The organism is Agrobacterium sp. NPDC089420 (genome assembly GCF_044900305.1).
In the GTDB taxonomy this organism is placed as follows: domain Bacteria; phylum Pseudomonadota; class Alphaproteobacteria; order Rhizobiales; family Rhizobiaceae; genus Agrobacterium.
The window spans coordinates 186,718-208,934 of the sequence record NZ_JBJDMY010000006.1 but is presented as its reverse complement, the minus strand read 5'-3'; the positions used below and the strand labels follow the sequence as shown (position 1 = coordinate 208,934).

20 protein-coding genes and 2 riboswitches are annotated in these 22,217 nt (G+C 60.3%); of the genes, 7 read left to right on the top strand and 13 right to left on the bottom strand.

Going from position 1 to position 22,217, the window contains the following annotated elements; translation table 11 throughout:
- Positions 1-10: 10 nt before the first annotated feature.
- The 3 genes from rplS (at position 11) to ACI2KA_RS11860 (ending at position 2,302) form a co-directional block, all read left to right on the top strand.
- Positions 11-550: a 50S ribosomal protein L19 gene (gene rplS / locus ACI2KA_RS11870; RefSeq protein ID WP_059759847.1), complete on the top strand. Its 540-nt coding sequence runs from the start codon at positions 11-13 to the stop codon at positions 548-550.
- Between the two features lie 124 nt (positions 551-674).
- A complete protein-coding gene (locus ACI2KA_RS11865) occupies positions 675-1,472 on the top strand; it encodes a transporter substrate-binding domain-containing protein (protein WP_404502197.1) in 798 nt (265 codons plus the stop codon).
- On the top strand, positions 1,469-2,302 hold the full coding sequence (locus ACI2KA_RS11860; protein ID WP_404502195.1) for an amino acid ABC transporter permease: 834 nt from the start codon (positions 1,469-1,471) through the stop codon (positions 2,300-2,302). Before ACI2KA_RS11865 ends, ACI2KA_RS11860 begins: the two co-directional genes overlap by 4 nt.
- Positions 2,303-2,346: 44 nt before the next feature.
- Here the strand turns inward: ACI2KA_RS11860 and ACI2KA_RS11855 are convergent, their stop codons facing one another.
- Positions 2,347-3,624: an MFS transporter gene (locus tag ACI2KA_RS11855; RefSeq protein WP_404502193.1), complete on the bottom strand. Its 1,278-nt coding sequence runs from the start codon at positions 3,622-3,624 to the stop codon at positions 2,347-2,349.
- 415 nt (positions 3,625-4,039) lie between these two features.
- On the opposite strand from ACI2KA_RS11855, the gene leuC reads away from it, so the two are divergent.
- Positions 4,040-5,449: a 3-isopropylmalate dehydratase large subunit gene (gene leuC, locus ACI2KA_RS11850; protein ID WP_404502191.1), complete on the top strand. Its 1,410-nt coding sequence runs from the start codon at positions 4,040-4,042 to the stop codon at positions 5,447-5,449.
- Positions 5,450-5,506: 57 nt separating this feature from the next.
- Here leuC and ACI2KA_RS11845 read toward each other — a convergent pair whose 3' ends face one another.
- From ACI2KA_RS11845 to ACI2KA_RS11815, 7 genes are all read right to left on the bottom strand, one after another.
- Positions 5,507-6,967, bottom strand: coding sequence for a M48 family metalloprotease (locus ACI2KA_RS11845; RefSeq protein ID WP_404502491.1), 1,461 nt, complete (start codon positions 6,965-6,967; stop codon positions 5,507-5,509).
- 307 nt (positions 6,968-7,274) lie between these two features.
- Entirely contained in the window at positions 7,275-7,991 is a 717-nt protein-coding gene (locus tag ACI2KA_RS11840) for an ATP-binding cassette domain-containing protein (protein WP_404502189.1), read from the bottom strand.
- Complete coding sequence (thiP, locus tag ACI2KA_RS11835; protein ID WP_404502187.1) at positions 7,988-9,628, bottom strand: thiamine/thiamine pyrophosphate ABC transporter permease ThiP; 1,641 nt, start codon at positions 9,626-9,628, stop codon at positions 7,988-7,990. The genes ACI2KA_RS11840 and thiP overlap by 4 nt, the downstream gene beginning before the upstream one ends.
- A 19-nt stretch (positions 9,629-9,647) precedes the next feature.
- The gene (thiB, locus tag ACI2KA_RS11830) at positions 9,648-10,661 is read right to left on the bottom strand and encodes a thiamine ABC transporter substrate binding subunit (protein WP_404502185.1); all 1,014 of its coding nucleotides are present in this window, start codon (positions 10,659-10,661) and stop codon (positions 9,648-9,650) included.
- A gap of 38 nt (positions 10,662-10,699) precedes the next feature.
- Positions 10,700-10,810: riboswitch (TPP riboswitch) on the bottom strand.
- 45 nt (positions 10,811-10,855) lie between these two features.
- Positions 10,856-11,248, bottom strand: coding sequence for a VOC family protein (locus ACI2KA_RS11825; RefSeq protein WP_404502183.1), 393 nt, complete (start codon positions 11,246-11,248; stop codon positions 10,856-10,858).
- A 91-nt stretch (positions 11,249-11,339) separates the two neighbouring features.
- Positions 11,340-13,166, bottom strand: coding sequence for an ABC-F family ATP-binding cassette domain-containing protein (locus ACI2KA_RS11820; protein WP_404502181.1), 1,827 nt, complete (start codon positions 13,164-13,166; stop codon positions 11,340-11,342).
- A gap of 4 nt (positions 13,167-13,170) precedes the next feature.
- Positions 13,171-13,824 (bottom strand): thiamine diphosphokinase, encoded by a 654-nt coding sequence (locus ACI2KA_RS11815; RefSeq protein ID WP_404502179.1) that lies wholly within the window; start codon positions 13,822-13,824, stop codon positions 13,171-13,173.
- Positions 13,825-13,913: 89 nt separating this feature from the next.
- A riboswitch (SAM riboswitch) is annotated at positions 13,914-13,990 on the top strand.
- 83 nt (positions 13,991-14,073) lie between these two features.
- Between ACI2KA_RS11815 and metA the strand changes: the two genes are divergently transcribed.
- Positions 14,074-15,000, top strand: coding sequence for a homoserine O-succinyltransferase (metA, locus tag ACI2KA_RS11810; RefSeq protein ID WP_404502177.1), 927 nt, complete (start codon positions 14,074-14,076; stop codon positions 14,998-15,000).
- A gap of 177 nt (positions 15,001-15,177) precedes the next feature.
- Positions 15,178-16,197, top strand: a complete 1,020-nt coding sequence (locus tag ACI2KA_RS11805) for an aldose epimerase family protein (protein ID WP_404502175.1) — start codon at positions 15,178-15,180, stop codon at positions 16,195-16,197.
- 15 nt (positions 16,198-16,212) lie between these two features.
- Here ACI2KA_RS11805 and mtgA read toward each other — a convergent pair whose 3' ends face one another.
- A complete protein-coding gene (gene mtgA, locus ACI2KA_RS11800) occupies positions 16,213-16,860 on the bottom strand; it encodes a monofunctional biosynthetic peptidoglycan transglycosylase (protein WP_404502489.1) in 648 nt (215 codons plus the stop codon).
- Positions 16,861-17,098: 238 nt separating this feature from the next.
- Here mtgA and ACI2KA_RS11795 point away from each other — a divergent pair, with 238 nt between their 5' ends.
- A complete protein-coding gene (locus ACI2KA_RS11795) occupies positions 17,099-18,013 on the top strand; it encodes a polyprenyl synthetase family protein (RefSeq protein WP_404502173.1) in 915 nt (304 codons plus the stop codon).
- A gap of 30 nt (positions 18,014-18,043) precedes the next feature.
- On the opposite strand, the gene ACI2KA_RS11790 is transcribed toward ACI2KA_RS11795, so the two are convergent.
- From ACI2KA_RS11790 to ACI2KA_RS11775, 4 genes are all read right to left on the bottom strand, one after another.
- The gene (locus ACI2KA_RS11790) at positions 18,044-18,706 is read right to left on the bottom strand and encodes an OmpA family protein (RefSeq protein WP_404502171.1); all 663 of its coding nucleotides are present in this window, start codon (positions 18,704-18,706) and stop codon (positions 18,044-18,046) included.
- Positions 18,707-18,772: 66 nt separating this feature from the next.
- Complete coding sequence (gene ispG, locus ACI2KA_RS11785) at positions 18,773-20,023, bottom strand: flavodoxin-dependent (E)-4-hydroxy-3-methylbut-2-enyl-diphosphate synthase (RefSeq protein WP_404502169.1); 1,251 nt, start codon at positions 20,021-20,023, stop codon at positions 18,773-18,775.
- Between the two features lie 120 nt (positions 20,024-20,143).
- Entirely contained in the window at positions 20,144-21,334 is a 1,191-nt protein-coding gene (locus ACI2KA_RS11780) for an MFS transporter (RefSeq protein ID WP_404502167.1), read from the bottom strand.
- A gap of 12 nt (positions 21,335-21,346) precedes the next feature.
- Positions 21,347-22,147 carry a DeoR/GlpR family DNA-binding transcription regulator gene (locus tag ACI2KA_RS11775; RefSeq protein WP_404502165.1) on the bottom strand — a complete coding sequence of 267 codons (801 nt, stop codon included), beginning with the start codon at positions 22,145-22,147 and terminating at the stop codon, positions 21,347-21,349.
- Between the last annotated feature and the right edge of the window lie 70 nt (positions 22,148-22,217).

Here is a 22,217-nt window from a genome sequence, read left to right as displayed (position 1 = left end):
AGAGGTTAACATGACCAATATCATTCAGCAGCTGGAAGCCGAACAGGCCGCCAAGATCGAAGCAAAGCGCACCCTGCCCGAGTTTTCTCCGGGCGACACCCTGCGCGTCAACGTTCGCGTGACGGAAGGTAACCGTACCCGCGTTCAGGCTTACGAAGGCGTCTGCATCGCCCGTTCGGGCGGCGGTCTTTCCGAAAGCTTCACCGTTCGCAAGATCTCCTACGGCGAAGGCGTCGAGCGCGTATTCCCGATCTACTCCCCGCTGGTCGAAGGCGTTGAAGTCGTTCGCCGCGGTAAGGTTCGCCGCGCGAAGCTCTACTACCTGCGCGACCGTCGCGGCAAGGCTGCCCGTATCGTTGAAAACACCGGTACGCGCGCCCGCAAGCTGAACGAGTCCGAGCGTCAGGCGCTTGCCGACGAAAAGGCACGTCTGGAAGCCGAAAAGGTAGCAGCAGCACAGGCTCTCGCCGCCGAAAAGGCAGCAGCCGAAGCCGCAGAAGCCAAGGCAGCGGAAGAAGCAGCAAAGGCTGCGGAAGCCACCGCGGAATAAGATTTCCGTTTCAACGGATTTACGGGAAAGGCGGTCTTCGGGCCGCCTTTTTTGTTGTGCCGGCATGACTTGCCCTTACCCCGGCAAGCGTGCATTTTCAGGAAAATCGTTTCCGGAGGCCTCCATGATCGCCAGACGTCTGTTTCTCGCCGCCTTTGCCGCCCTGGCAATGGCGCCCATTTTCGCCACCGCCGCCGATCTGCCGGATTTGAAGGGACGCACCGTCGTCGTGGTGACGGAAAACGCCTATCCGCCGCTGCAATTCATCGATCCGAAATCGGGCGAAGCCATCGGCTGGGAATATGACGCGATGAAGGAAATCGCACGACGGCTGAATTTCAAGCTGGAATATCAGAACATCTCCTGGGATGCGATGATTCAGGCGGTGTCGGCCGGCCAATACGACATCGGCATGACCGGCATCAGCATCAAGGACGACCGCAAGGAGAAGGTGGATTTCTCGGCCCCCTATATGCGTTCGGAGATGTTCATGCTGGTGCGGGCCGACGAGACCCGCTTCACCGATGCGAAGAGCTTCGCCGCCTTCGAGAAGGGCCTCGTCGGCGCACAGGCCGGCACGACACCTTTCTACACTGCCGTTTATGATGTTCTTGATGGCAATGAACAGAATCCACGCCTGCGGCTGATGGAAACCTTCGGCGCCAGCGTTCAGGCGCTGAAGACCGGCGATGTCGATCTGGTGCTGACCGACGGCGTTGCCGGCAAGGGTTATGTCGATGCCTCGAACGGCACGCTGAAACTGATCGGCGAGCCATTGGGCGGCGATGATTTCGGCTTCATCTTCAAGAAGGGCTCCGATCTCGTCGCCCCGGTCAACGCCGCAATTGCGGCACTGAAGGCAGACGGAACCTTTGCCGCCCTCGATAAGAAATGGTTCCTCGACTATAAGCTCGGCGAATGACGCTGCACGGCGATCGCCCGCGACGCACCGCCTCAGGCAGCGGGAATGAGGACTTCCCTTGGTGGCTGGTGGCGATTGTCCTGATCGGCATCACCCTTGCCGTGGTGATCGCCGTCAACGGCATTTACGCGCAGGTTTTCAGCACCGTCGCCAAGGGCATCGGCATCACCATTTCCGTTACCCTGACCGCTTTTACGTTGGCGGCGCTGCTCGGCCTCGGCATTGCCCTGGTCGGCATGGCCGACAATATCGTGCTGCGGCAGATGGCGCGATTTTATGTCGAGGTCGTTCGCGGCATACCGATCATCGTTCTGCTGTTTTACATTGCCTTCGTCGGCACGCCGGCGCTGGTGGCGCTCTACAATTGGCTGACTGTGCCGCTTGCCGCCAATGGCTGGCTGGAACCGCTGATGGTTCGGGACGTATCGCTGACATGGCGCGCGATCATCGCGCTGACGATCGGTTATGCCGCCTTCATCGCGGAAATCTTTCGCGCCGGCATACAGGCCGTGCCGGAAGGGCAGATCGAGGCGGCCAAGGCGCTGGGTTTCAGCCGCTACCGGCGTTTCAGGCTCATCATCCTGCCACAGGCGATCCGGACGATCTTTCCGCCGCTTTCCAACGATTTCGTTGCCATGGTGAAAGACAGCTCGCTCGTCTCGGTGCTTGGCGTCACCGACATCACCCAGATGGGCAAAGTCTATGCGGCGGGATCTTTCCGGTTTTTCGAGACCTATTCGATCGTCGCTTATATCTACCTGATCCTGACCATTGGTCTGTCGCTGCTGCTGCGGCGGATCGAAAAGGCGATGCGCTCGAAACGCGGATAGGAAAAGACGACAGCCGGCGGAACCGGCTGTCGGATTGGTAAAGGTCAGGCGGCCCCGGCCGGATTGCCCATCCTGCGGGTGGCGATGATGACCAGCACGCCCGCAAGCGCCAGGCAGAAGGCCAGGAAGAACATCGGCGCAATGGTGCTGCCGGTCTGATCCTTGATCCACGGCACCACATTCTGCGCCACGAAGCCGCCCAGATTGCCGACGGAATTGATGGCGGCAATGCCTGCGGCCGCACCCGCTCCCTTGAGGAAGCGGCCGGGCAGGCTCCAGAACACCGGCTGGCCGGCAAAGATGCCCGCTGCGGCAACGCACAGGAAGGCGAACTGCAGGACCGGATCGCTGAGCAGCGCCGACATCAGCAGGCAGAAGGCGCCTACGAAGGCGGGGCCGACAATATAGGGCGTCTTGTTCTTTGCTTTGTCGGCGGCCAAGGGCACGACGAACAGGGCAATGGCCACGATCACCCAGGGGATGATGTTGATGAAGCCGTTGGCAGTGTTGGAAACGCCGAAACTCTTCACGATCGTCGGAAGCCAGTAGCTGAGCCCATAGGCGGCGAGCGGAAAACCGACATAGCACAACGACATGAACAGGACACGCGGATTGATCAGGGCTTTGAAGCCATCCTCCGCATGCTCTTCCATGCCCTTGTTTTCTTCGGCCAGACGGTTCTTCAACCAGTCCTTCTCGTCCTGCGTCAGGAACTTCGCCTTTTCAGGCGTATCATCCAGATAAAAGAAGGTGACGATACCGGCGATGACGGCAGGAATACCCGTGGCCAGGAACACCCATTCCCAACCGGCATAACCGAGGAAACCATCCAGATCGAGCAGCATGCCGCCCAGCGGCGCGCCGATCGCATTGGCAAGCGCGCTGAAGATCATGAAGAGGCCGATCATGCGGCCGCGATAATCGCGCGGGAACCACAGCGTCATCAGGAACAGCACGCCGGGGAAGAAACCCGCTTCGCAGAGCCCGAGCAGGAAACGCAGGATGTAGAACATCGTCGCATTCTGCGTATAGGCAAGCGCGATGGTGACGGCACCCCAGGAAACCAGAATGCGGGCGAACCATTTGCTGGCGCCGAAACGGTTGAGGAACAGGTTACTCGGCACTTCGAAGATGAAGTAACCGATGAAGAACAGCGAGGCGCCAAGACCGTAGGCATATTCGCTCAAACTCAGCGCATCGACCATCTGCAGCTTGGCATAGCTGACATTCTGGCGGTCGATATAGGCGATGAGGTAGAGAAGGCCAAGAAACGGCATCAGCCGCCAGGTGATCTTCGAGATAAGGGCCTTTTCGGATACCATATGCTTTCCCTCCCTTCGATTTCTCGTCGAAATGCAAATGATAAGGGGACCCATCTATATGTGCGACGCAAAATACGCAAGTTGCATCGCACCATGGCCATTCAGGAGCCGTGGCAAAACGGGGTGTCTTAAGGATAGGCCGCCATGATGCGGCGCACATAAGCCCCACCCTGGCAATGCTGCGCATTCATGTTGCCGTAAAACCGGCAATCTGCTATGAACGCTGCCATGGGATCTAAATTCGGATGTCTCGCGCAGAATGTTTATGTGCTGCAGGACCACAAGCGTCTGCCGGCACGGTTCTTTGCGCGCGTTTCCGGGGCGCTCACCAGCCGACTTAGGCTCGCCTGACAGCACCCGCTGTCCATCGCCTTATTGAATCCCGATACAATTTTCCATGACAAGGCACAGAGCCATGAGCGCACCCCGCACCTTATATGACAAGATCTGGGACGACCACGTCGTCAACCGGGACCCGGACGGAACCTGTCTTCTCTACATCGACCGTCACCTCGTCCATGAGGTGACGAGCCCGCAGGCCTTCGAAGGCCTGCGCATCGCCGGCCGCCCCGTGCATTCGCCGGCCCGCACGTTGGCCGTGGTGGACCATAACGTTCCCACCACCGCCGACCGGCTGGAAGGCATCAAGAACGAGGAAAGCCGCATTCAGGTGGAAGCGCTTGCGCAGAACGCCAAGGATTTCGGCGTCGAATATTATTCCGAGCGCGACAAGCGCCAGGGCATCGTCCATATCGTCGGCCCCGAACAGGGCTTCACCCTGCCGGGCATGACGATCGTCTGCGGCGACAGCCACACCTCCACCCATGGCGCTTTCGGCGCGCTGGCGCACGGCATCGGCACTTCGGAAGTGGAACATGTCCTGGCCACCCAGACACTGATCCAGAAAAAAGCCAAGAACATGCTGGTGCGTGTCGATGGCAAGGTGCCGGAAGGCGTGACCGCCAAGGATATCATCCTCGCCATTATCGGCGAGATCGGCACGGCCGGCGGCACCGGCCATGTGATCGAATTTGCCGGCGAAGCGATCCGTTCGCTGTCCATGGAAGGCCGCATGACGGTCTGCAACATGACCATCGAAGGCGGCGCCCGTGCCGGTCTGATCGCGCCGGACGAAACCACCTTCGATTACATCAAGGACAAGCCGCGTGCGCCGAAGGGCGAAACGCTGGAACAGGCGATCGCCTACTGGAAGACGCTGAAATCCGACGAGGGCGCCCATTACGACAAGGTTGTCATCCTCGATGCGGCCAATCTGCCGCCCATCGTCTCCTGGGGTTCGTCTCCGGAAGACGTGACCTCCGTTCAGGGCATCGTGCCCAATCCGGACGACATAGAGGAAGAAAACAAGCGCGCTTCCAAGTGGCGGGCGCTGGACTATATGGGCCTGAAGCCCGGTACACGCATCACCGATATCGCCATTGACCGCGTCTTCATCGGCTCCTGCACCAATGGCCGTATCGAGGATCTGCGCGCCGCGGCAAAGATCGTCGATGGCCGCAAGGTGGCCCCCACCGTTTCGGCCATGATCGTACCCGGCTCCGGTCTCGTCAAGGAACAGGCGGAAAAGGAAGGTCTGGACAAGATTTTCGTCGAGGCCGGTTTCGAATGGCGCGAGCCGGGTTGCTCCATGTGCCTTGCCATGAATGACGACCGCCTGAAGCCCGGCGAACGCTGCGCCTCCACCTCTAACCGCAATTTCGAGGGCCGTCAGGGTTACAAGAGCCGCACCCATCTCGTCTCCCCCGCCATGGCGGCGGCGGCGGCAATCGCCGGTCATTTCGTCGACGTTCGCGAGTGGCAATGATCGCCGCAGGTGCCTGAAGACAAAACCCCGGATCACTCCGGGGTTTTTCTTTGAGCCTTATTCCGAAATGATCTTCACCCGCTGCCCGGGCTGAATCGTCGCCGTGGCACTCATCGCATTGATCATGCGGAACATATCGACCTTCCGGTCTGTTCCCATCATCCGTGCCGCCATCGTCGCCACGGTTTCACCGGGCTTCACCGTCACCACGCGAACCCGCAACGGCTTCAGGGAGGCAATCTCCTGCGGCGTCATCTTGCGGAAGCTCGTGCGCAGCACATTGGCGATGGAATCGAGCTGGGTATTGCCCTTCGGCACCGCCGTCAGGAACCGGAATATCTGCTGCCCGACACGAATGACGGTCACGTCGAAGTCCCATTTATCCGCACTTGCCCGGGCTGTCGCAGCCTCCAGACCGTTGATCTGGGTTTCCTTGACGGTTTCCGGCAACAGGCCGGCAACCCAGCCGCTGGTCAGGTAATTGGCAAGGCTTGTCTGTTTCGGATCGGCGACGCCGTCGAAACGGATGGCCATGTCGCCAGGACCCGTCGCCAGAACCGCTTCGACCTTGTTGTCGATGACGAAACCCTCCGGCACGTCAAAACGGATGCCGAGCGTTCCGTGCAGGAATGTCTGGCCGCGGACGTAACCTTCCTGCGGGCTGTCGCCGTAAAGCAGGCCGTCTATGCCGTCCAGAAACCAGTCGCGGCCACGATCCCCGACCTGGCCTTCCTGGCCGAAGGCGCGGGCGTGACGGCGCGCAAGCTCGATGCGCTGCGGCGTGTTGGGGTGGCTGGAGAGGAAGTCGAGGCTCTGGTCGTTTTCGGGATCGGCCGAGGAGAACCGCGCATAGGCCGCCATGGAATCCAGAAAGCGCGGCGAAGCATAGGGATCGTAACCCGCCTCGCCCAGCATGCGCACGCCGATGACGTCCGCCTGCAGTTCCTGCTGGCGCGAGAAGGCCGCAAGCCGGAGCTTGCCGCGGGCCAACGCCTGTTTGCCGGCGAGATCGCTCGACAGAACCTCGGCGACCACACGGCTTGCAATCACCTCCGCCTCTTCGCGGCGCTGGCGTTCGATACCATGGTTGGCCGTGACATGGCCCATTTCATGCGAAAGCACGGCCGCCACCTCAGACGCGTCATTGGCAAGCGCCAGAAGCCCGCGCGTCACGTAAAGATAGCCGCCCGGAAGCGCGAAGGCGTTGATGGCCGGCGAATTGAGAATGGTGATGCGATAGGATTGCTGCGGATTTTCCGAAACGGCCGTCAGCGCACCCGCAATGCGGGCAACAAGCCGCTCCGTCTTGGCGTCGCGATATTCGCCGCCATAACTCGCCACGATGCGCGGATGTTCGCGCGCGCCCATCTGCGCACGCGGATCGTTCTTCTGCACCTCCTCCACGGTTTGCGGATTGTCCGACGGGCGCAATGTGGACTGGTAGGCCGGGCTGAAGAGGGACTGGCACGATGACAGGAACAGCGCAGAGGCCGTCAGCACGGAACAGGCCGCAGCCATCCTGCCCGAGCGGCGAAGGCCTGAACGGGAGAAGAGCCTCCACTGTGCAGTCATGCTATTTTTCATTCCCTATGCCTGCCCCTAACGTTCCTGATCATCCGTTAATTGCAGACCAGAATAACAGATTCGCCCCAACGGGCGATGAATGCCGATACGGTAAAAACGATCCATCAAGTCCGGAATATTCCTGAAGAACGCAATAATTCTCGTCTTTTCTCGGGCAACAACTTGAAACTGGCAAGTGCAAATTAACGCCATTGAAGTCATCTAAAGCGATTGCCAGCGGCGCGCGTCGAAAATAAGGCGATCAGCCGTTCAGGAAACTGTCGACGGCCTTCACATTTTGTGTGGTGAAGAAATCTGCGGTCGTTCCGGCATAGGCAATGCCGCCGCGATCAAGAAAAACCACCCGCTGCGCCAGCTTTTTTATGTCTTCCGGATGGTGCGTGACAATAATCACGGTGTTTTTTGTTTCGGCGTGCAAGTCGAGAAGCAGCGCCGCCATGCCCGATCGCAACCCTGGATCGAGCGCGGCAAAGGGCTCATCGAGCAGCATGACCGGTTTTTTTCTGACCAGCGCACGCGCCAGCGCCGCCCTTTGCCTTTCGCCACCGGAAAGTGTGCCCGGCAGACGCCTGTCAAAACCCGCAAGACCAACGCGGGCAAGCGCCGTCTCGATCCCCTGCCGGTCTTCCGCCTTCAGCTTCAATGCGGGGCTGACGCCGAGCGCGACATTGGTGAAGATATCAAGATGGGCGAAGAGGTTATTGTCTTGAAAGATCGATGACACCGGTCTTTCGGAAGGGTCGAGCGCCGTCACGTCCCGCCCGCCGATCACCACACGGCCGGAATCCGGCGCCTCGAAACCGGCAACCAGATTGAGAAGCGTCGATTTGCCCGAACCGGATGCGCCGACAACGGCGGTCACCTGACCTTGCGGGAAGATACAATCCAGTTCGAAATCCTGCGTTCCAAGCCGCAGCCTGACCTTGTCCAGCCGAACTGCGAAATCATCGCCCGTCATGTGCCCACCCTTGCTGATTGCGCCCGTGTCGATTGCAATTGCCGTGAAACGCCGCCTGCGGCAAGCAGCAGGCAGACAATACCGAGAAGGAAGGCGTAGCCGGCCGCATCATTGGTGCGGTAGCTGCCCATAGTGCTGTAAACCAGCCAAGGCAAGGTGACGAAATTTTCCGACCCGAACAGGGCAACCGCGCCAAGATCACCAAGCGACAGCGCCATGGCAAAGCAAAATGCCATCAGCATGGGCCGCCACAAAACCGGCAGATCGGCAAACCTTAGCCGCGACAGGCCCTGCAGCCCGAGACTGGCGGAGAGCCGGCCGGTGCGCAGAAAATGGCTGGTAAAGGCCGGTTCGAGAACACGCATGGCAAGCGGCAAGGCCATCAGCATATTGATGAGCGCCACAAGAACAGGCGCATAAAAGCTGACATCGCCGAAGGGCCGCAATAGCAGGAACCATCCGCTTCCGAGCACCACCGGCGGAACGAGCAGCACCAGCGACGATCCTGCCCCGAGCAGGGTGGCAAGCAGGCGCAGCGGCCACGCCGCCTTGCGCCTGGAGCCGACAGCTTGGCGCGCACCGATGATCGCCATGCAGCTGAACACGACGAAAATGGCCGACAGCCCGGCAATTGCAAGACTGGTCACCGCGGCGCGCAGGAAGACCGGCGCGGTGACGAGACGCGGCAGATCGGCCTGCAGCCCCGAAACGGCTATGGCGGCAAGTGGCAGGCCGATCAGCAGAATTGCAAAAACGATCGCCGCCCCGTCCCACAGGCGCGCTCCGGCGTTCTTGCCGTCGAAGCGACGCATGGTGCGGTCAAGCGAGGAAATCTCCTCGTCCGGTGATGGTAGAAATGCCAGAAGACCGAGCAGGACTGCGGTGAGAACGATCTGCAGAACGGAAAGCGCAATCGCCCGCTGTGGATCGAAATCGAACCGCAGCGCCTGATAGATCGCCACCTCCAGCGTCGTCGCCGCCGGCCCGCCGCCCAGAAGAAGCACGAGCGTGAAGCTGGTGGCGCACAGCATGAACACCAGCCCGGCAATGCCCGGAATGAGCCTCGAGATGGCCGGCCATTCGATGAAACGGAACACCGAGACCGGTCCCATGCCGAGACTTGCCGCCATGCGCCAATATTCACCCGGAATGCGCTCCAGCCCGGCCAGCATCAGCCGCACCGAAAGCGGCAGATTGAAGAACACGTGGGCAATGAGGATGCCGGAAAGGCCATAGATGCTGAAAGGTTGTTCCGCACCGGCAAAAATGAGGACAGTGTTCAGGACACCCTGCCTGCCCCAGATGGTGATGATGCCGAAGGCGCCGACGATCACTGGCAGCCCCATCGGTACCGCCATCAGCCGGATGATCCAGATCCTTCCCGGAAACTCTCGCCGCCGGGCAAGTGCCAGAGCGACCGGCAGGCCGAGAACAATGGACAAAAGAGTGGAAAGCATCGCCTGATAAAGCGTGAAGCGCAGGATGCGCAATGTATAGGCGTCCATGATGCCGGCCGCGGATGCACCGGCATCAAAGGACAGCAAAGCTGCAACCGCGAGCGCCATGAACAGGAAAACGGCGGCAAAAGCCGCCGTCCCGAAGATGATCGACCGCCGGTAGTCGCGACGCAGCATCATGCCGGTGCGTGCCTTTTCTTCAATTCATGCTCATGGCCGCCAGCCATTCGTCGATCCACGCCTTGCGGTTCTTGGCTACTTCTTCCGGGTCCATCAGGAAAGTCTTTTGCGGCACGACGAGTTTGGAAAACGCCTCCGGCAAAGGTGCCGAGGTTGCCGCAACCGGCATCATCCAGTTGTTTTCGGGAATCGCGTCCTGAAAGCCGGGCGTGAGCGTGAAAGCGAGGAACTGCTGTGCCAGCGCCTTGTGCGGCGCATTTTTGAGAAGGCCGGACACCTCGATCTGGATGTAATGTCCTTCGGAAAAGGCTGCGGCCTGATAACGATCCGACTTTTCAGCCACCATGTGATAGGCTGGCGACGTGGTGTAGGAAAGCACCATCGGCACCTCGCCCTTGGTGAAGAGACCGTAGGATTCCGACCAGCCCGGCGTGACGGTGAGAATGCGCTTTCTGAGCTTTGCCCATGCTTCCGGCGCCTTGTCGCCATACACAGATTTGACCCACAAAAGCAGGCCGAGCCCCGGCGTGGAGGTGCGCGGATCCTGAATGGCGATCTTCTGCGAAGGATCGCCCTCCACCAGTTCTTTCAGGCTCGTAGGCGGATTCTTGACGGTCTGCGTATCATAGACGACGGCGAAATGCCCATAATCATAGGGCACGAAAACATCGTCCGTGTAACCGCCCGGCACCTTGGCCGCCGATGCATCAATGCCGCTGACGTCAAAAAGCCCTGTCTGCTTCGCCTCCGCCACGAGATTGGTATCGAGGCCGACAACGACATCCGCCTTGGATCCCGCACCTTCCAGCTTCAGGCGATTCAGCAGTGCCACGCCATCCGCCACACCCACAAAATTGACCGTACAACCGCACAGCTTCTCGAAGGCTTCCTTCACCCTGGGGCCGGGACCCCATTCGGAAACGAAGCTTTCATAGGTGTAGACGGTCAGTTCCTGCTTGTCCTGGGCGGTGGCGAAACCGGGCAGCAACAGCGAGGCGGCAACGAGGGAATTCAGGAAAAGACGACGGCGCACGGATATCTCCTCAAAAACGATAAGGGAAATAGCCGCTTGCCTTGAAGCCGTCTAATCCCTCCGCCGGTATGAACCGGATCAGGTTCTTCGGGTTGGCAAGCCTCTCAGCCTTCTGCACGCGAGAACAGAAGACACCCCGTTAGATCAAGATCATGGTTTAGTCCCGCCATCTGCGATTGGCAAGATGGCCAGGGTCAGCCCTGCCCCGTCATATGCACCAGTTCCCAAACGTGACCGTCGGGATCCTGAAAACTGCCGGCATACATGAAGCCGTGATCCTGAACGGGTTTCCAGCCGCTGCCGCCGGAGGCAAGCGCCGTTGCAATCATCCCGTCGATTTCTTCGCGGCTGCCGGCGGAAAGACAGGTCAGGACTTCGGTGCTGCGTTTGGCATCGGCGATATCGCCATTGATGAAATCGCGAAAACGCTCCTCCTGAAGAAGCATCACGAAGATGTTCTCTTCCACGATCATGCACAGCGTGCGGTCATCCGAATATTCCGGATTGAAGCTGAAACCGAGCGCCGTGAAGAAGTTTCTCGATGTCTCGATGTTCTTGACGGGCAGATTGACGAAGATCATGCGCATAATGTGAACTCCTCCGAACCGGCACAACAAACGGCAATTCCGCCTGCCTGTCAAAGGCGGATGCCGTTCAAATCGGCAAAAGATATCGTCTTCAGCCTTCCAGTTCCTCTCGCAGCATCTCCAGCTCCAGCCATTCCTCTTCCATGGCCTCCAGCTTTTCGCGCAGCTTCGACATCTCCTGCGCCAGCGTGTTGAAAGTGGCGGGGTCCTTGGTGAAAAGCGCCGGATCGGCCATGCGCTGTTCGCGTTTTGCGATTTCACCCTGCGCCTTTTCCATCTCCTTCGGCAGATTTTCGAGCGCGAATTTCTGCTTGAAGGAAAGCTTGCCCTTCGCCTTTGCCGGTTCCTGCGACGGCGCGGCTGAAGACGCTGTTTTTGTCTTCTCCTGCTTGTCCGCCTTGCGCTTTTCTTCCGCGGCCCCCTTGCGCTGCGCCATCATGTCCGAATAGCCGCCGGCATATTCGATCCAGCGCCCATCCGGCTGGTCCGGATTGGCCGGCGCAATGGTGGAGGTGACGGTGCGGTCGAGAAAATCACGGTCGTGGCTGACGAGAATGACCGTACCGGAAAAACCCGCAACGATTTCCTGCAACAGATCGAGCGTTTCAATATCGAGATCGTTGGTCGGCTCGTCGAGGATCAGAAGATTGGTCGGCCGCGCCAGGATACGCGCCAGAATAAGGCGTGCGCGCTCACCACCCGAAAGATTGCGGATCGGCGTGCGGGCCTGTTCCGGCTGGAACAGGAAATCCTTCATGTAGCCCGTTACGTGCTTCACTTCCCCATTCACCAGCAGATTGTCACCCCGGCCATCCGTCAGGTAGTGCGCGAGCGTATCGTTGGGATTGAGCTCCTCGCGCTTCTGGTCGAGTGTTGCGATCTCCAGATTGGTGCCGAGCTTCACCACGCCGCTGTCAGGTTCAAGCTGGCCGGTAAGCATCTTCAAAAGCGTGGTTTTGCCGGCGCCATTCGGCCCGACGAGGCCGATGCAGTCGCCGCGATGCACCCTCAGCGAAAACGGCGAGACGATCACACGCTCGCCATAGGCCTTGGTGATGGCTTCTGCCTCGATCACCAGCTTGCCGGATTCACGTCCTTCGGTGACGGTCGCCTGCACGGTGCCTTGCGGTCCCTTGTGGCCGCGATATTCGGCGCGCATGGCCTGAAGCTCGCCGACACGGCGCATGTTGCGTTTGCGCCGCGCGGTCACGCCATACCGCATCCAGTGTTCTTCGCGTTCGATGGCCTTGCCGAGCTTGTGCTGCTCCAGCTCTTCTTCTTCCAGCACCTTGTCGCGCCATTCCTCGAAATGGGCAAAGCCGCGATTGAGACGGCGGGACTGGCCGCGATCGAGCCATACGGTCGAGGTCGAGACTTTTTCGAGAAAACGCCGGTCGTGCGAAATCAGCACCAGCGCACTGCGTGACTGCTGCAATTCGCTTTCCAGCCATTCGATGGTGGGCAGGTCCAGATGGTTGGTCGGCTCGTCCAGCATCAGAATATCGGGCTCGGGCGCCATGACGCGGGCAAGCGCCGCGCGCCGCGCCTCACCGCCGGACAGGCTTACCGGGTCCTCCTGCCCCGTAAGCCCGAGATGCTCGAGAAGATACGTGACGCGATAGGCATCGTCACCCGGTCCGAGGCCGGCCTCGGCATAGGCCTGAACGGTATTGTAACCGGCAAAATCCGGCGCCTGTTCCAGATAGCGGATGGTGGCGGCCGGATGCCGGAACACCTCGCCCGACTGCGCCTCGACGAGACCCGCAGCGATCTTCATCAGGGTGGACTTGCCCGAGCCGTTGCGCCCGACGAGGCAGATGCGGTCGCCAGGTTCCACCTGGAGATTGGCGCCATCGAGCAGCGGGGTCACGCCGAAGGTCAGCTTGATATCATCGAGTTTCAAAATAGGGGGTGCCAAGGCGTCAGGCTCCGGTCAGATCATAAGGGCGGGCGAGCACGATGGCTTTGCCGCTTTTCAGCGAGAAATGCACAGGGCCGCCATTCGCGACATTGGAAATAGTGCGGGAAGAGCCGAAAGCAAGCGCGAAATCTTCAAGCGGATAACGCACATTGCCGATATCAAGACCCTCAAGGGCGGTGAATCCGGCCACAGAAAACAGCGATCCGGCCGGCAGATCGATAATCAGCGAACCGGCAAGCAGGGGCCGCGCCTCTTCTTCGCCGGAGGTCAGCGTAACCTCGAAACCCCGCTCGGCAAGCGCCACCGCATAAAGCAGGTGCTGAAGCGCATGGTCGCTTCGAGCCCCGCCGAGCGCACCCACCAGCAGCAGCGAATGCGCGCCGCGGGAAAGAGCCTCGGAGACAGCGATCTCACCATCCGTCACCGCCTTTGCGGCGGGGTAAGGCTGGCGCTCCACATCGGGCCAGGCATCGAGCAGCTCCTTGCTGGCGGAATCGAAATCCCCGACCCACAGCTCCGGCTCAAGCCCGAGCTGGCCGGCATGGCGCATGCCGCCATCGGCCGCAATCACGCGGCTATCCGCAACCGCCTCTTTGAGACGATCGGTCACCGTGACATCGCCGCCAAGCAGAATGGTGAAGCGCTCTTTATCCATGCCCTGCCTTATCGCAACTGGCACAAAAAGGGAAAGCCGAAACCCGATGAAAACCGCCTATATTGATTTTCGCCGGCTTCGGGATTATGAAACGCCTCAGTGGTGATTTGCCGACCGGCTTGCAGCCACTTTAAAGAAGTCGCTAAAGGGTCGAGGAAAAAGGCAATTTCCTGGAACCGGTTGCGATTTCGCTGCCGGTTTTTTTGTTTTCGCAACGTTCTTTACGTGATCCGGAAAAGAGAGTTCGACATGCCGATCAAGATTCCCGATACGCTTCCCGCCTTTGAGACCCTCGTTCATGAGGGCGTGCGGGTCATGACCGAAACGGCGGCCATCCGGCAGGATATCCGCCCGCTCCAGATCGGGCTTCTCAACCTCATGCCGAACAAGATCAAGACGGAAATCCAGATGGCGCGCCTCGTAGGCGCCTCGCCGCTGCAGGTGGAGCTTTCGCTGGTCAGGATCGGCGGCCACCGCGCCAAGAATACGCCCGAGGAACATCTTCTGTCCTTCTATGAAACGTGGGAGGAAGTGCGCCACCGCAAGTTCGACGGTTTCATCATTACCGGCGCGCCCATCGAGCTGCTGGATTATGAAGATGTGACGTACTGGAACGAGATGCGCCAAATTTTCGAGTGGACGCAGACCAATGTCCATTCGACGCTGAATGTCTGCTGGGGCGCCATGGCCGCCATCTACCATTTCCACGGCGTGCCGAAATACGAGCTGAAGGAAAAGGCCTTCGGCGTCTATCGTCACCGCAATCTCTGCCCTTCATCCATCTACCTGAACGGTTTTTCGGATGATTTCCAGGTCCCGGTCTCCCGCTGGACGGAAGTGCGCCGCGCCGATATCGAAAAACACCCCAACCTCGAAATCCTGATGGAGTCGGAGGAAATGGGTGTGTGTCTGGTGCATGAGAAGGCGGGCAACCGGCTCTACATGTTCAATCATGTCGAATATGATTCAACCTCGCTTTCGGACGAATATTTCCGCGACGTGAACTCCGGCGTGCCGATCAAGCTGCCGCACGATTATTTCCCGCACAATGACCCGGAACTTGCCCCGCTCAACCGCTGGCGCAGCCATGCCCATCTGTTTTTCGGCAACTGGATCAACGAGATATACCAGACAACGCCCTACGATCTCGAATCCATCGGGAAACTGGCCGCATAAAGCGCGCCGCATGCGGTCAAATGCATGCGACGCGTTTTCACCCCTGGTTGAAGCGTATTTTTGTCCCGAAACCGCAAGACACTTTTGAAGGACATGCTTTGCATTGCGGGATTGCGAATTGCCGGAAAATGACGCAACGTCCGCCCGGCAATTCGCGACAACCGGGAGAATGACGAGATGAGCGACGGTGCGGTACGGGAGAATTTCGGTTTCACGGCAACCGGCGAAAAGGTCGAACGCGTCACCATCTCGAAAGGCGGTTTGACGGCAAAGGTCATCACCTGGGGCGCCGTCATCCAGGACCTGCGTCTCGACGGCCACCAGCCGCCGCTGGTGCTCGGTTTCGATAAATTCGAGGACTACAAATATTCCTCCTATTTTGGCGCCACACCGGGCCGCAACGCCAACCGCATCGGCAATGGCAGGTTCTCCATCGACGGACACGAATATCAGCTGGAGCTGAACGAAAAGGGCGTAACCCATCTGCACGGCGGCAGCGACGGCATGGGCAAGCGCAACTGGATGCTGATGGAACATGGCGAAAGCCACGCGGTGCTGCAGATCATCGATCCCGATGGCCGCGCCGGTTATCCCGGCAATTGCACGGTGACGGCCACCTACACGATCCGCGACGGCGGGGTGCTGTCGGTGGTTTATGAAACGGTGACCGACAGGCCGACCATCGCCAATGTCTGCCAGCACTCCTATTTCAACCTCGATGGTGCGGAGACGGCGCTCGGACACGAAATCAGCATCGCCGCCGATTATTATCTGCCGACCAATGAACAGCAGATACCGACCGGCGAAATCCGCTCCGTCGACGGCACCGTCTTCGACCTGCGCCAGCCGACGCCGATGCGGCGCAAGGACAATGGCGAGCAGGTTCTCTATGACCATAATTTCTGCCTTTCACCCGAGCGCCGCGCCAAGCGCAAGATCGCACGCGCCTATTCGAGCGCCTCGGATATCGCCCTTGAGGTTCATACGACGGAACCCGGCGTGCAATTCTATTCGGCGTTCAAGCTGAATGTTCCGGTTCCCGGCCTCGATGGCCGCCACTATGGTCCCTTTGCCGGTTTCTGCCTGGAAACGCAGATATGGCCGGACGCCGTCAACCACGCGGATTTTCCGCATGCGGTCCTGCGGCCGGGCGAAACCCTGCGGCAGGAAACCGATTACATCTTCACGAAGGGCTGAGTTGGCAGGCGGGGATCAGTCCAGCACGCAGCCGACATAAGCACCCGAGGCCCGCGCGCGCCGCTCGATAAGGCCTGCCAGCCGTTGCAGGCCGCGCCCCGGCTTGCTGGCGACACGGTCGATGGGATTGGGCAAGGAGACGGCAAGCAGCGCCGCCTGACGGGAACTGAGTTTCGCCGCCGGCACCTTGAAATGATGCTGCGCCGCAGCCTCGATGCCGTAAATGCCGGGTCCCCATTCGGCAACGTTGAGATAGATTTCCATCATCCGCTTTTTGGACCAGACGAAATCGGCAGCAATCGCCAGCGGCAGTTCCAGCCCCTTGCGCACGAAAGAGCGGCCGTTCCATAAAAACAGGTTCTTTGCCGTCTGCATCGGAATAGTGCTGGCGCCACGCGTCGCGGCCCCGTCGAGCGCATTGCTGACCACGGATTGCATCTGGTTCCAGTCCACCCCGCCATGGAAGCAGAACTGCCCGTCCTCGGACATCATCACGGATTGTATGAGACGTGGCGAAATATCCTCAAGCGGCACCCAGCGTCGGTCGTAACCCTGCAGGGTTACCAGATCGGCCAGCATCAGCGTCGAGACAGGGCGGAAAAACGGCAGCGCATAAACGGGAATCAACAGATAGGGCAGGATCAGCAAAGCCAGCAAGGTCATGATGATGCGCTTTGCCAACGTGCGAAAATCCACCTTCGGACTGCTCCGGTCTTCCGCCAGCACGGCGTAATCTGCGTCGCTTTCAGGCGTACCGCTCACTATCCGTCCCCGCGCCCCACGCCAATTGAAGCCTTTCATAGTCCATTGCCGCCTACAAGGCGAGTCCGGTCACACTGTTGCCGTTCCGGAATCACGAAAAGGTTTGCCTGCATTCGCGCGGCGTGCCAAAGAGCGCGGCATGGACGCTCAGATGACGAATTTCGAAACGCGGCTGCGCGAAAACGCAGCCAAAACCGAAGACCTGCTTGGCCGCCTGCTTTCGGGCGAAGCGCTTGCGGACGAGATCACCCGCCCGCAAAACCTGCTCGACGCCATGCGCCATGGGGTGCTGAACGGCGGCAAACGCCTGCGGCCCTTCCTCGTCATTGAAAGTGCCGAACTTGCGGGCGGGGACGCCAAAGCCGCCCAGTATGTCGGCGCCGCACTGGAATGCCTCCATTGTTATTCGCTGGTTCATGACGATCTGCCGGCCATGGATGATGACGACCTGCGCCGCGGCCAACCGACGGTGCATCGCAAATTCGATGAGGCGACTGCCATTCTCGCCGGCGATAGCCTGCTGACGCTCGCTTTCGATATTATTGCCGCGGATGAAAATCCGCTTGCGGCCGAACGCAAGGCGGCACTCGTGCTCTCGCTCGCCCGCGCAGCCGGCATTGGCGGCATGGCCGGCGGACAGGCACTCGATCTTGCTGCGGAAAAGAGGACGCCGGACGAAGCCGGCATCATTACATTGCAGGCTATGAAAACCGGCGCATTGCTGCGTTTCGCCTGCGAGGCGGGCGCGATCATTGCCGGCAGCGACAATGCGGAAAGGCAGCGGCTGCGTCTCTTCGGCGAAAAGATCGGCCTCGCCTTCCAGCTTGCCGATGATCTCCTGGATCTGACCGCCGATGCCGCCACCATGGGCAAGGCGACCGGCAAGGATGCCGCACGCGGCAAGGGAACGCTGGTGGCGCTGCGCGGCGAAGAATGGGCGCGCCGCAAATTACAGGAACAGGTGGCGGAAGCAGCGGAACTTCTGGCTCCCTATGGCGAAAAGGCCGCGATTCTCATCGCGGCCGCACGCTTCATCGCCGAACGCAAAAGCTGAACCGGCTTCCCGGCTCAACCCTACACCCGATCAGCCCTTGAGGGGCGAAATCAGCACTTCGACACGGCGGTTCTGGGCACGGCCATCCGGCGTTGCGTTAGAGGCGATCGGCTGCGAGGGACCGAAGCCGAGCGTCGAGATACGGCGCTGGTCGACGCCGCGCGCGCCGAGATAATTGGCGACCGATGCCGCGCGACGCTCCGAAAGCCCCTGATTGTGGGCCAGGCTGCCGGTGGAATCGGTGTGACCGTTGATGTCGATCAGCGTGCGATTGAACTTGTTCAGCACGATCGCAACGGAATCGAGCGTCTGATAGAAGGGCGGGATCACCTGATCCTGATCCGTCGCGAAAGTGATGTTCGAGGGCATGTTGAGAACGATGTTGTCGCCGCGGCGCGAAACCGAAACGCCGGTTCCCTGAAGCTGGGCGCGAAGCTCGGCTTCCTGACCATCCATGTAATTGCCGATGGCGCCACCGGCAAGCGCACCGATGCCGGCGCCGATAAGCGCGGCGTTGCGGCGACCGACCGGCGAACCGCCAACAGCCAGACCACCGAGTGCGCCGACCACGGCGCCGATACCGGCACCGCCGGCCGTATTCGACATCTTCTGCTCACCCGTATAGGGATCGGTGGTGGTGCAGGCGGAAAGATAGGTCCCGCAAAGGGCAACGATCGCGATTTTTTTGATCATGTGTTTTGATGCTCCGAGAGTTTCAGGAGGTATGACAGTAAAATTCCGGCCTTTTCACGGTACGCTTTACTCCGCCGCATCTTTCCGGCCAAAACGCTTTTCGATGTAATCGGCCACAAGCGCTTCGAAGTCGCCAGCAATGTTGGGACCACGCAGGGTAAGCGCCTTTTCCCCGTCGATGAAGACGGGAGCGGCGGGGCTTTCGCCGGTTCCGGGCAGCGAAATACCGATATCGGCATGTTTGCTTTCGCCGGGACCGTTGACGATGCAGCCCATGACAGCAACATTCAACGCCTCGACGCCGGGATATTTCTCACGCCAGACCGGCATGTTCTTGCGAATATCGTTCTGGATGTTCTGCGCCAGTTCCTGAAACACGGTGGACGTGGTGCGTCCGCAGCCGGGACATGCCGCAACCACCGGAATGAATTGCCGGAACCCCATGACCTGCAGCAATTCCTGCGCCACCTGCACCTCGCGGGTGCGGTCGCCGTTCGGCTCCGGCGTCAGCGAGACGCGGATCGTATCGCCAATGCCGTGCTGCAGCACGTATCCCATGGCGGCGGACGAGGCGACGATGCCCTTGGAACCCATGCCCGCCTCGGTGAGGCCGAGATGCAGGGCGTGATCGGACCGCTCCGACAGCATCGAATAGACGGCAATCAGATCCTGCACCTGGCTGACCTTGGCGGACAGGATGATGCGGTTGCGCGGCAGGCCGATCTCCTCGGCAAGCTCGGCGGAAATCAGCGCCGACTGGACGATGGCCTCACGCGTGACCTGACGGGCGGAAAGCGGAAACCCCTCTTCCTTGTTCCTGTCCATCAGCGTCGTCAGCAATTCCTGATCGAGCGACCCCCAGTTGACGCCGATGCGGACCGGCTTGTCGTAACGGATCGCCATTTCGACGATCTCGCCGAACTGCTTGTCCTTTTTATCTTTGAAGCCGACGTTGCCGGGATTGATGCGGTATTTCGCGAGCGCTTCGGCGCAGGCCGGATGATCGGCCAGAAGCTTGTGGCCGATATAATGGAAATCGCCCACAAGCGGCACATCAAGCCCAAGACGCAGCAACCGCTCGCGGATTTTCGGAACGGCGGCCGCACTCTCGTCCCGGTCCACGGTGATGCGCACGATTTCCGAACCGGCCCGGAACAGCGCCGCAACCTGCTGCACGGTGGCGTCGATGTCCGCCGTATCGGTATTGGTCATCGACTGCACGACAACGGGCGCGCCGCCACCGACAATGACGCCGCCCACGTCAACGGCGACGGATGCGCGGCGGGGCTTGGGGTCATAATCGGCATGTGACGTCATGGCGGTCTCTGGAGCTTGCGGCAAAGTCTGGCAATTGAGGTGAAACAAGGGGGCCTGCTTGTCAACACCCAACGCATGAGAGCTTCTACTTTACCGCAATCATGGCAAAATTCGAGACGCCTATTCCTTGCCCGCGCCATCGGCATGCCGGGCGAGCCGCGAGAGCAACAAAACCACCACATGCAACAACGGCAGGGCGATGAAGACACTGGCAAGCCCGGTATGTTCGGCAATGAAGCCGATGGCGGACGGCGCCACCAGAATACCGGAATAACCCATGGTCGTGACAACGGAGAGACCGATGCCGGGCGCCAGTCCCGGCATGTTGCCCGCCGCCGAAAAGGCGATGGGCACCATGTTGGAGATACCGATACCGGCGATGGCGAAACCGACGATCGCAACGATGGAATTTCCCGCAAGGCCCGCAATCAAGAGGCCCGTGATCGACATCGCCGTGCAGAAACGCAGGGTTCTGACGGCGCCGAACCGGTCACGCACCAGATCGCCGGCAAAACGCATGGCCGCCATGGTCATGGAGAAGGCCGCGAAGGCGAAACCCGACTGCGACACCGAAGCGCCGAGTTCATTGCGCAGATAAAGGGCGCCCCAATCCAGGATCGCGCCTTCCGGGATCATCGAGAACAGCGCCATCAGGCCGATGATCCAGGGCAACGGCGTCAACGGCAGACCGCCCTTCGGGCGTTCCGCTTCCGGATGCGGACGATCTGCAAGAACCCTTGGCCAGGCAATGACCAACAGCACCAGCGCAATGACAGTCAGTGCCACGGCATGGCCCTGCACGCCGATGGCGGTAATGAGATAACCGCCGAGACCGGCGCCGATCAGACCACCGAGGCTCCAGAACGCATGACAGGACGACATGATCGCCCGGCGCATGTCCCGCTCCACCGCCACCGCATTGGCGTTCATGGCGACGTCCATCGCCCCCGTCAGACCGCCGAACAGGAAGACCGCAATCACCCCTGCCCAGATCGTGCCGGCCCAGGAGATGAAGAGCAATGTCGGCAAAAAGATCGCCGCGGTCACGAGGCTGACGGTGCGCGAACCGAAACGGGCAATCTGGGAACCGGCAATGGGCATGAAAACCAGTGAGCCGATACCGAAAACCAGAATGATAAGGCCAAGCGCGCTTTCACTGAGGGACAGGCGCGCCGCAAATTCGGGAATCTTGGGCGCCCAGGACCCCATCATGAAGCCGTTCATCAAAAACAGCAGGGAGACGCCCAGCCTGTGCCGGGTGAAATAGGACGAGCGCGCAGCCGTCGGGGAAAATGACGTGGGGCCATTCATCAGCAATATCCTTCAGGCTTGACCGTGGGAAAATCGGGCGGCGTCATCATCGCCGCAATGGACGTCTACACCCTTTACCGACAGCGCCTCGACCAATGCGCGATCGGCATCCTGTTCAAGTACGAGGGAAAGCGGCGGGGAAAAATCATGGACGTGAAAGGCTGCCTTATGGCCAAGCTTTTCCGTGGTGATTGCGGCGACAATCCGGTGGCTGGCGCTGCAGGCGAGCCGCTTGAACACCGCATCCTCGAAAACATCCGCCGACAGACCTGTCTCTGTCGCAACACCACAGACCCCGAGGATACAGAGATCAGGCCGCATCAGCTCGAGCTGCCGCAGCGCCGTGGCGTCGATCGCCGCCCCGACGGCAGGATCAACCTTGCCGCCGATCAGCACCAGATCGATATCGCCCCGCCCCGTCAGTTCGGCGGCAATGGCGGGCGTATTCGTCACCACCGTTATATTGAGGCCGACCGGGATCGCCCTTGCGATGGCGAGATTGGTGGAGCCGGCATCGATGAAGACAACCATGTCCGGCTCAAGAAGGGGAACAGCCGCACGCGCCAGAACCGCCTTGCGATCGGCATCCTCGGCAATCCGCGTCTTCAACGGCACGGTCTTGCTATCGGAAAGCAGCGCTCCGCCATAGACCCGCAAACATTCCCCACGCGCCGCCATCTCGCGCAGGTCGCGGCGCACGGTGTCTTCGGAAACGCCGAAATTCTGGGCGAGGTCCTGCGCCAGAACCCGGCCGCTTTGCCGCAGCTGTGCGAGGATGAGCGCCTGCCGCTCACTGACGAAATGATCGCTCATCGAAACTCATGCATAAACAGGAACAAACGTGCACGAACATGCATATTCGAGTTTCTGCCGAAGCGCAATA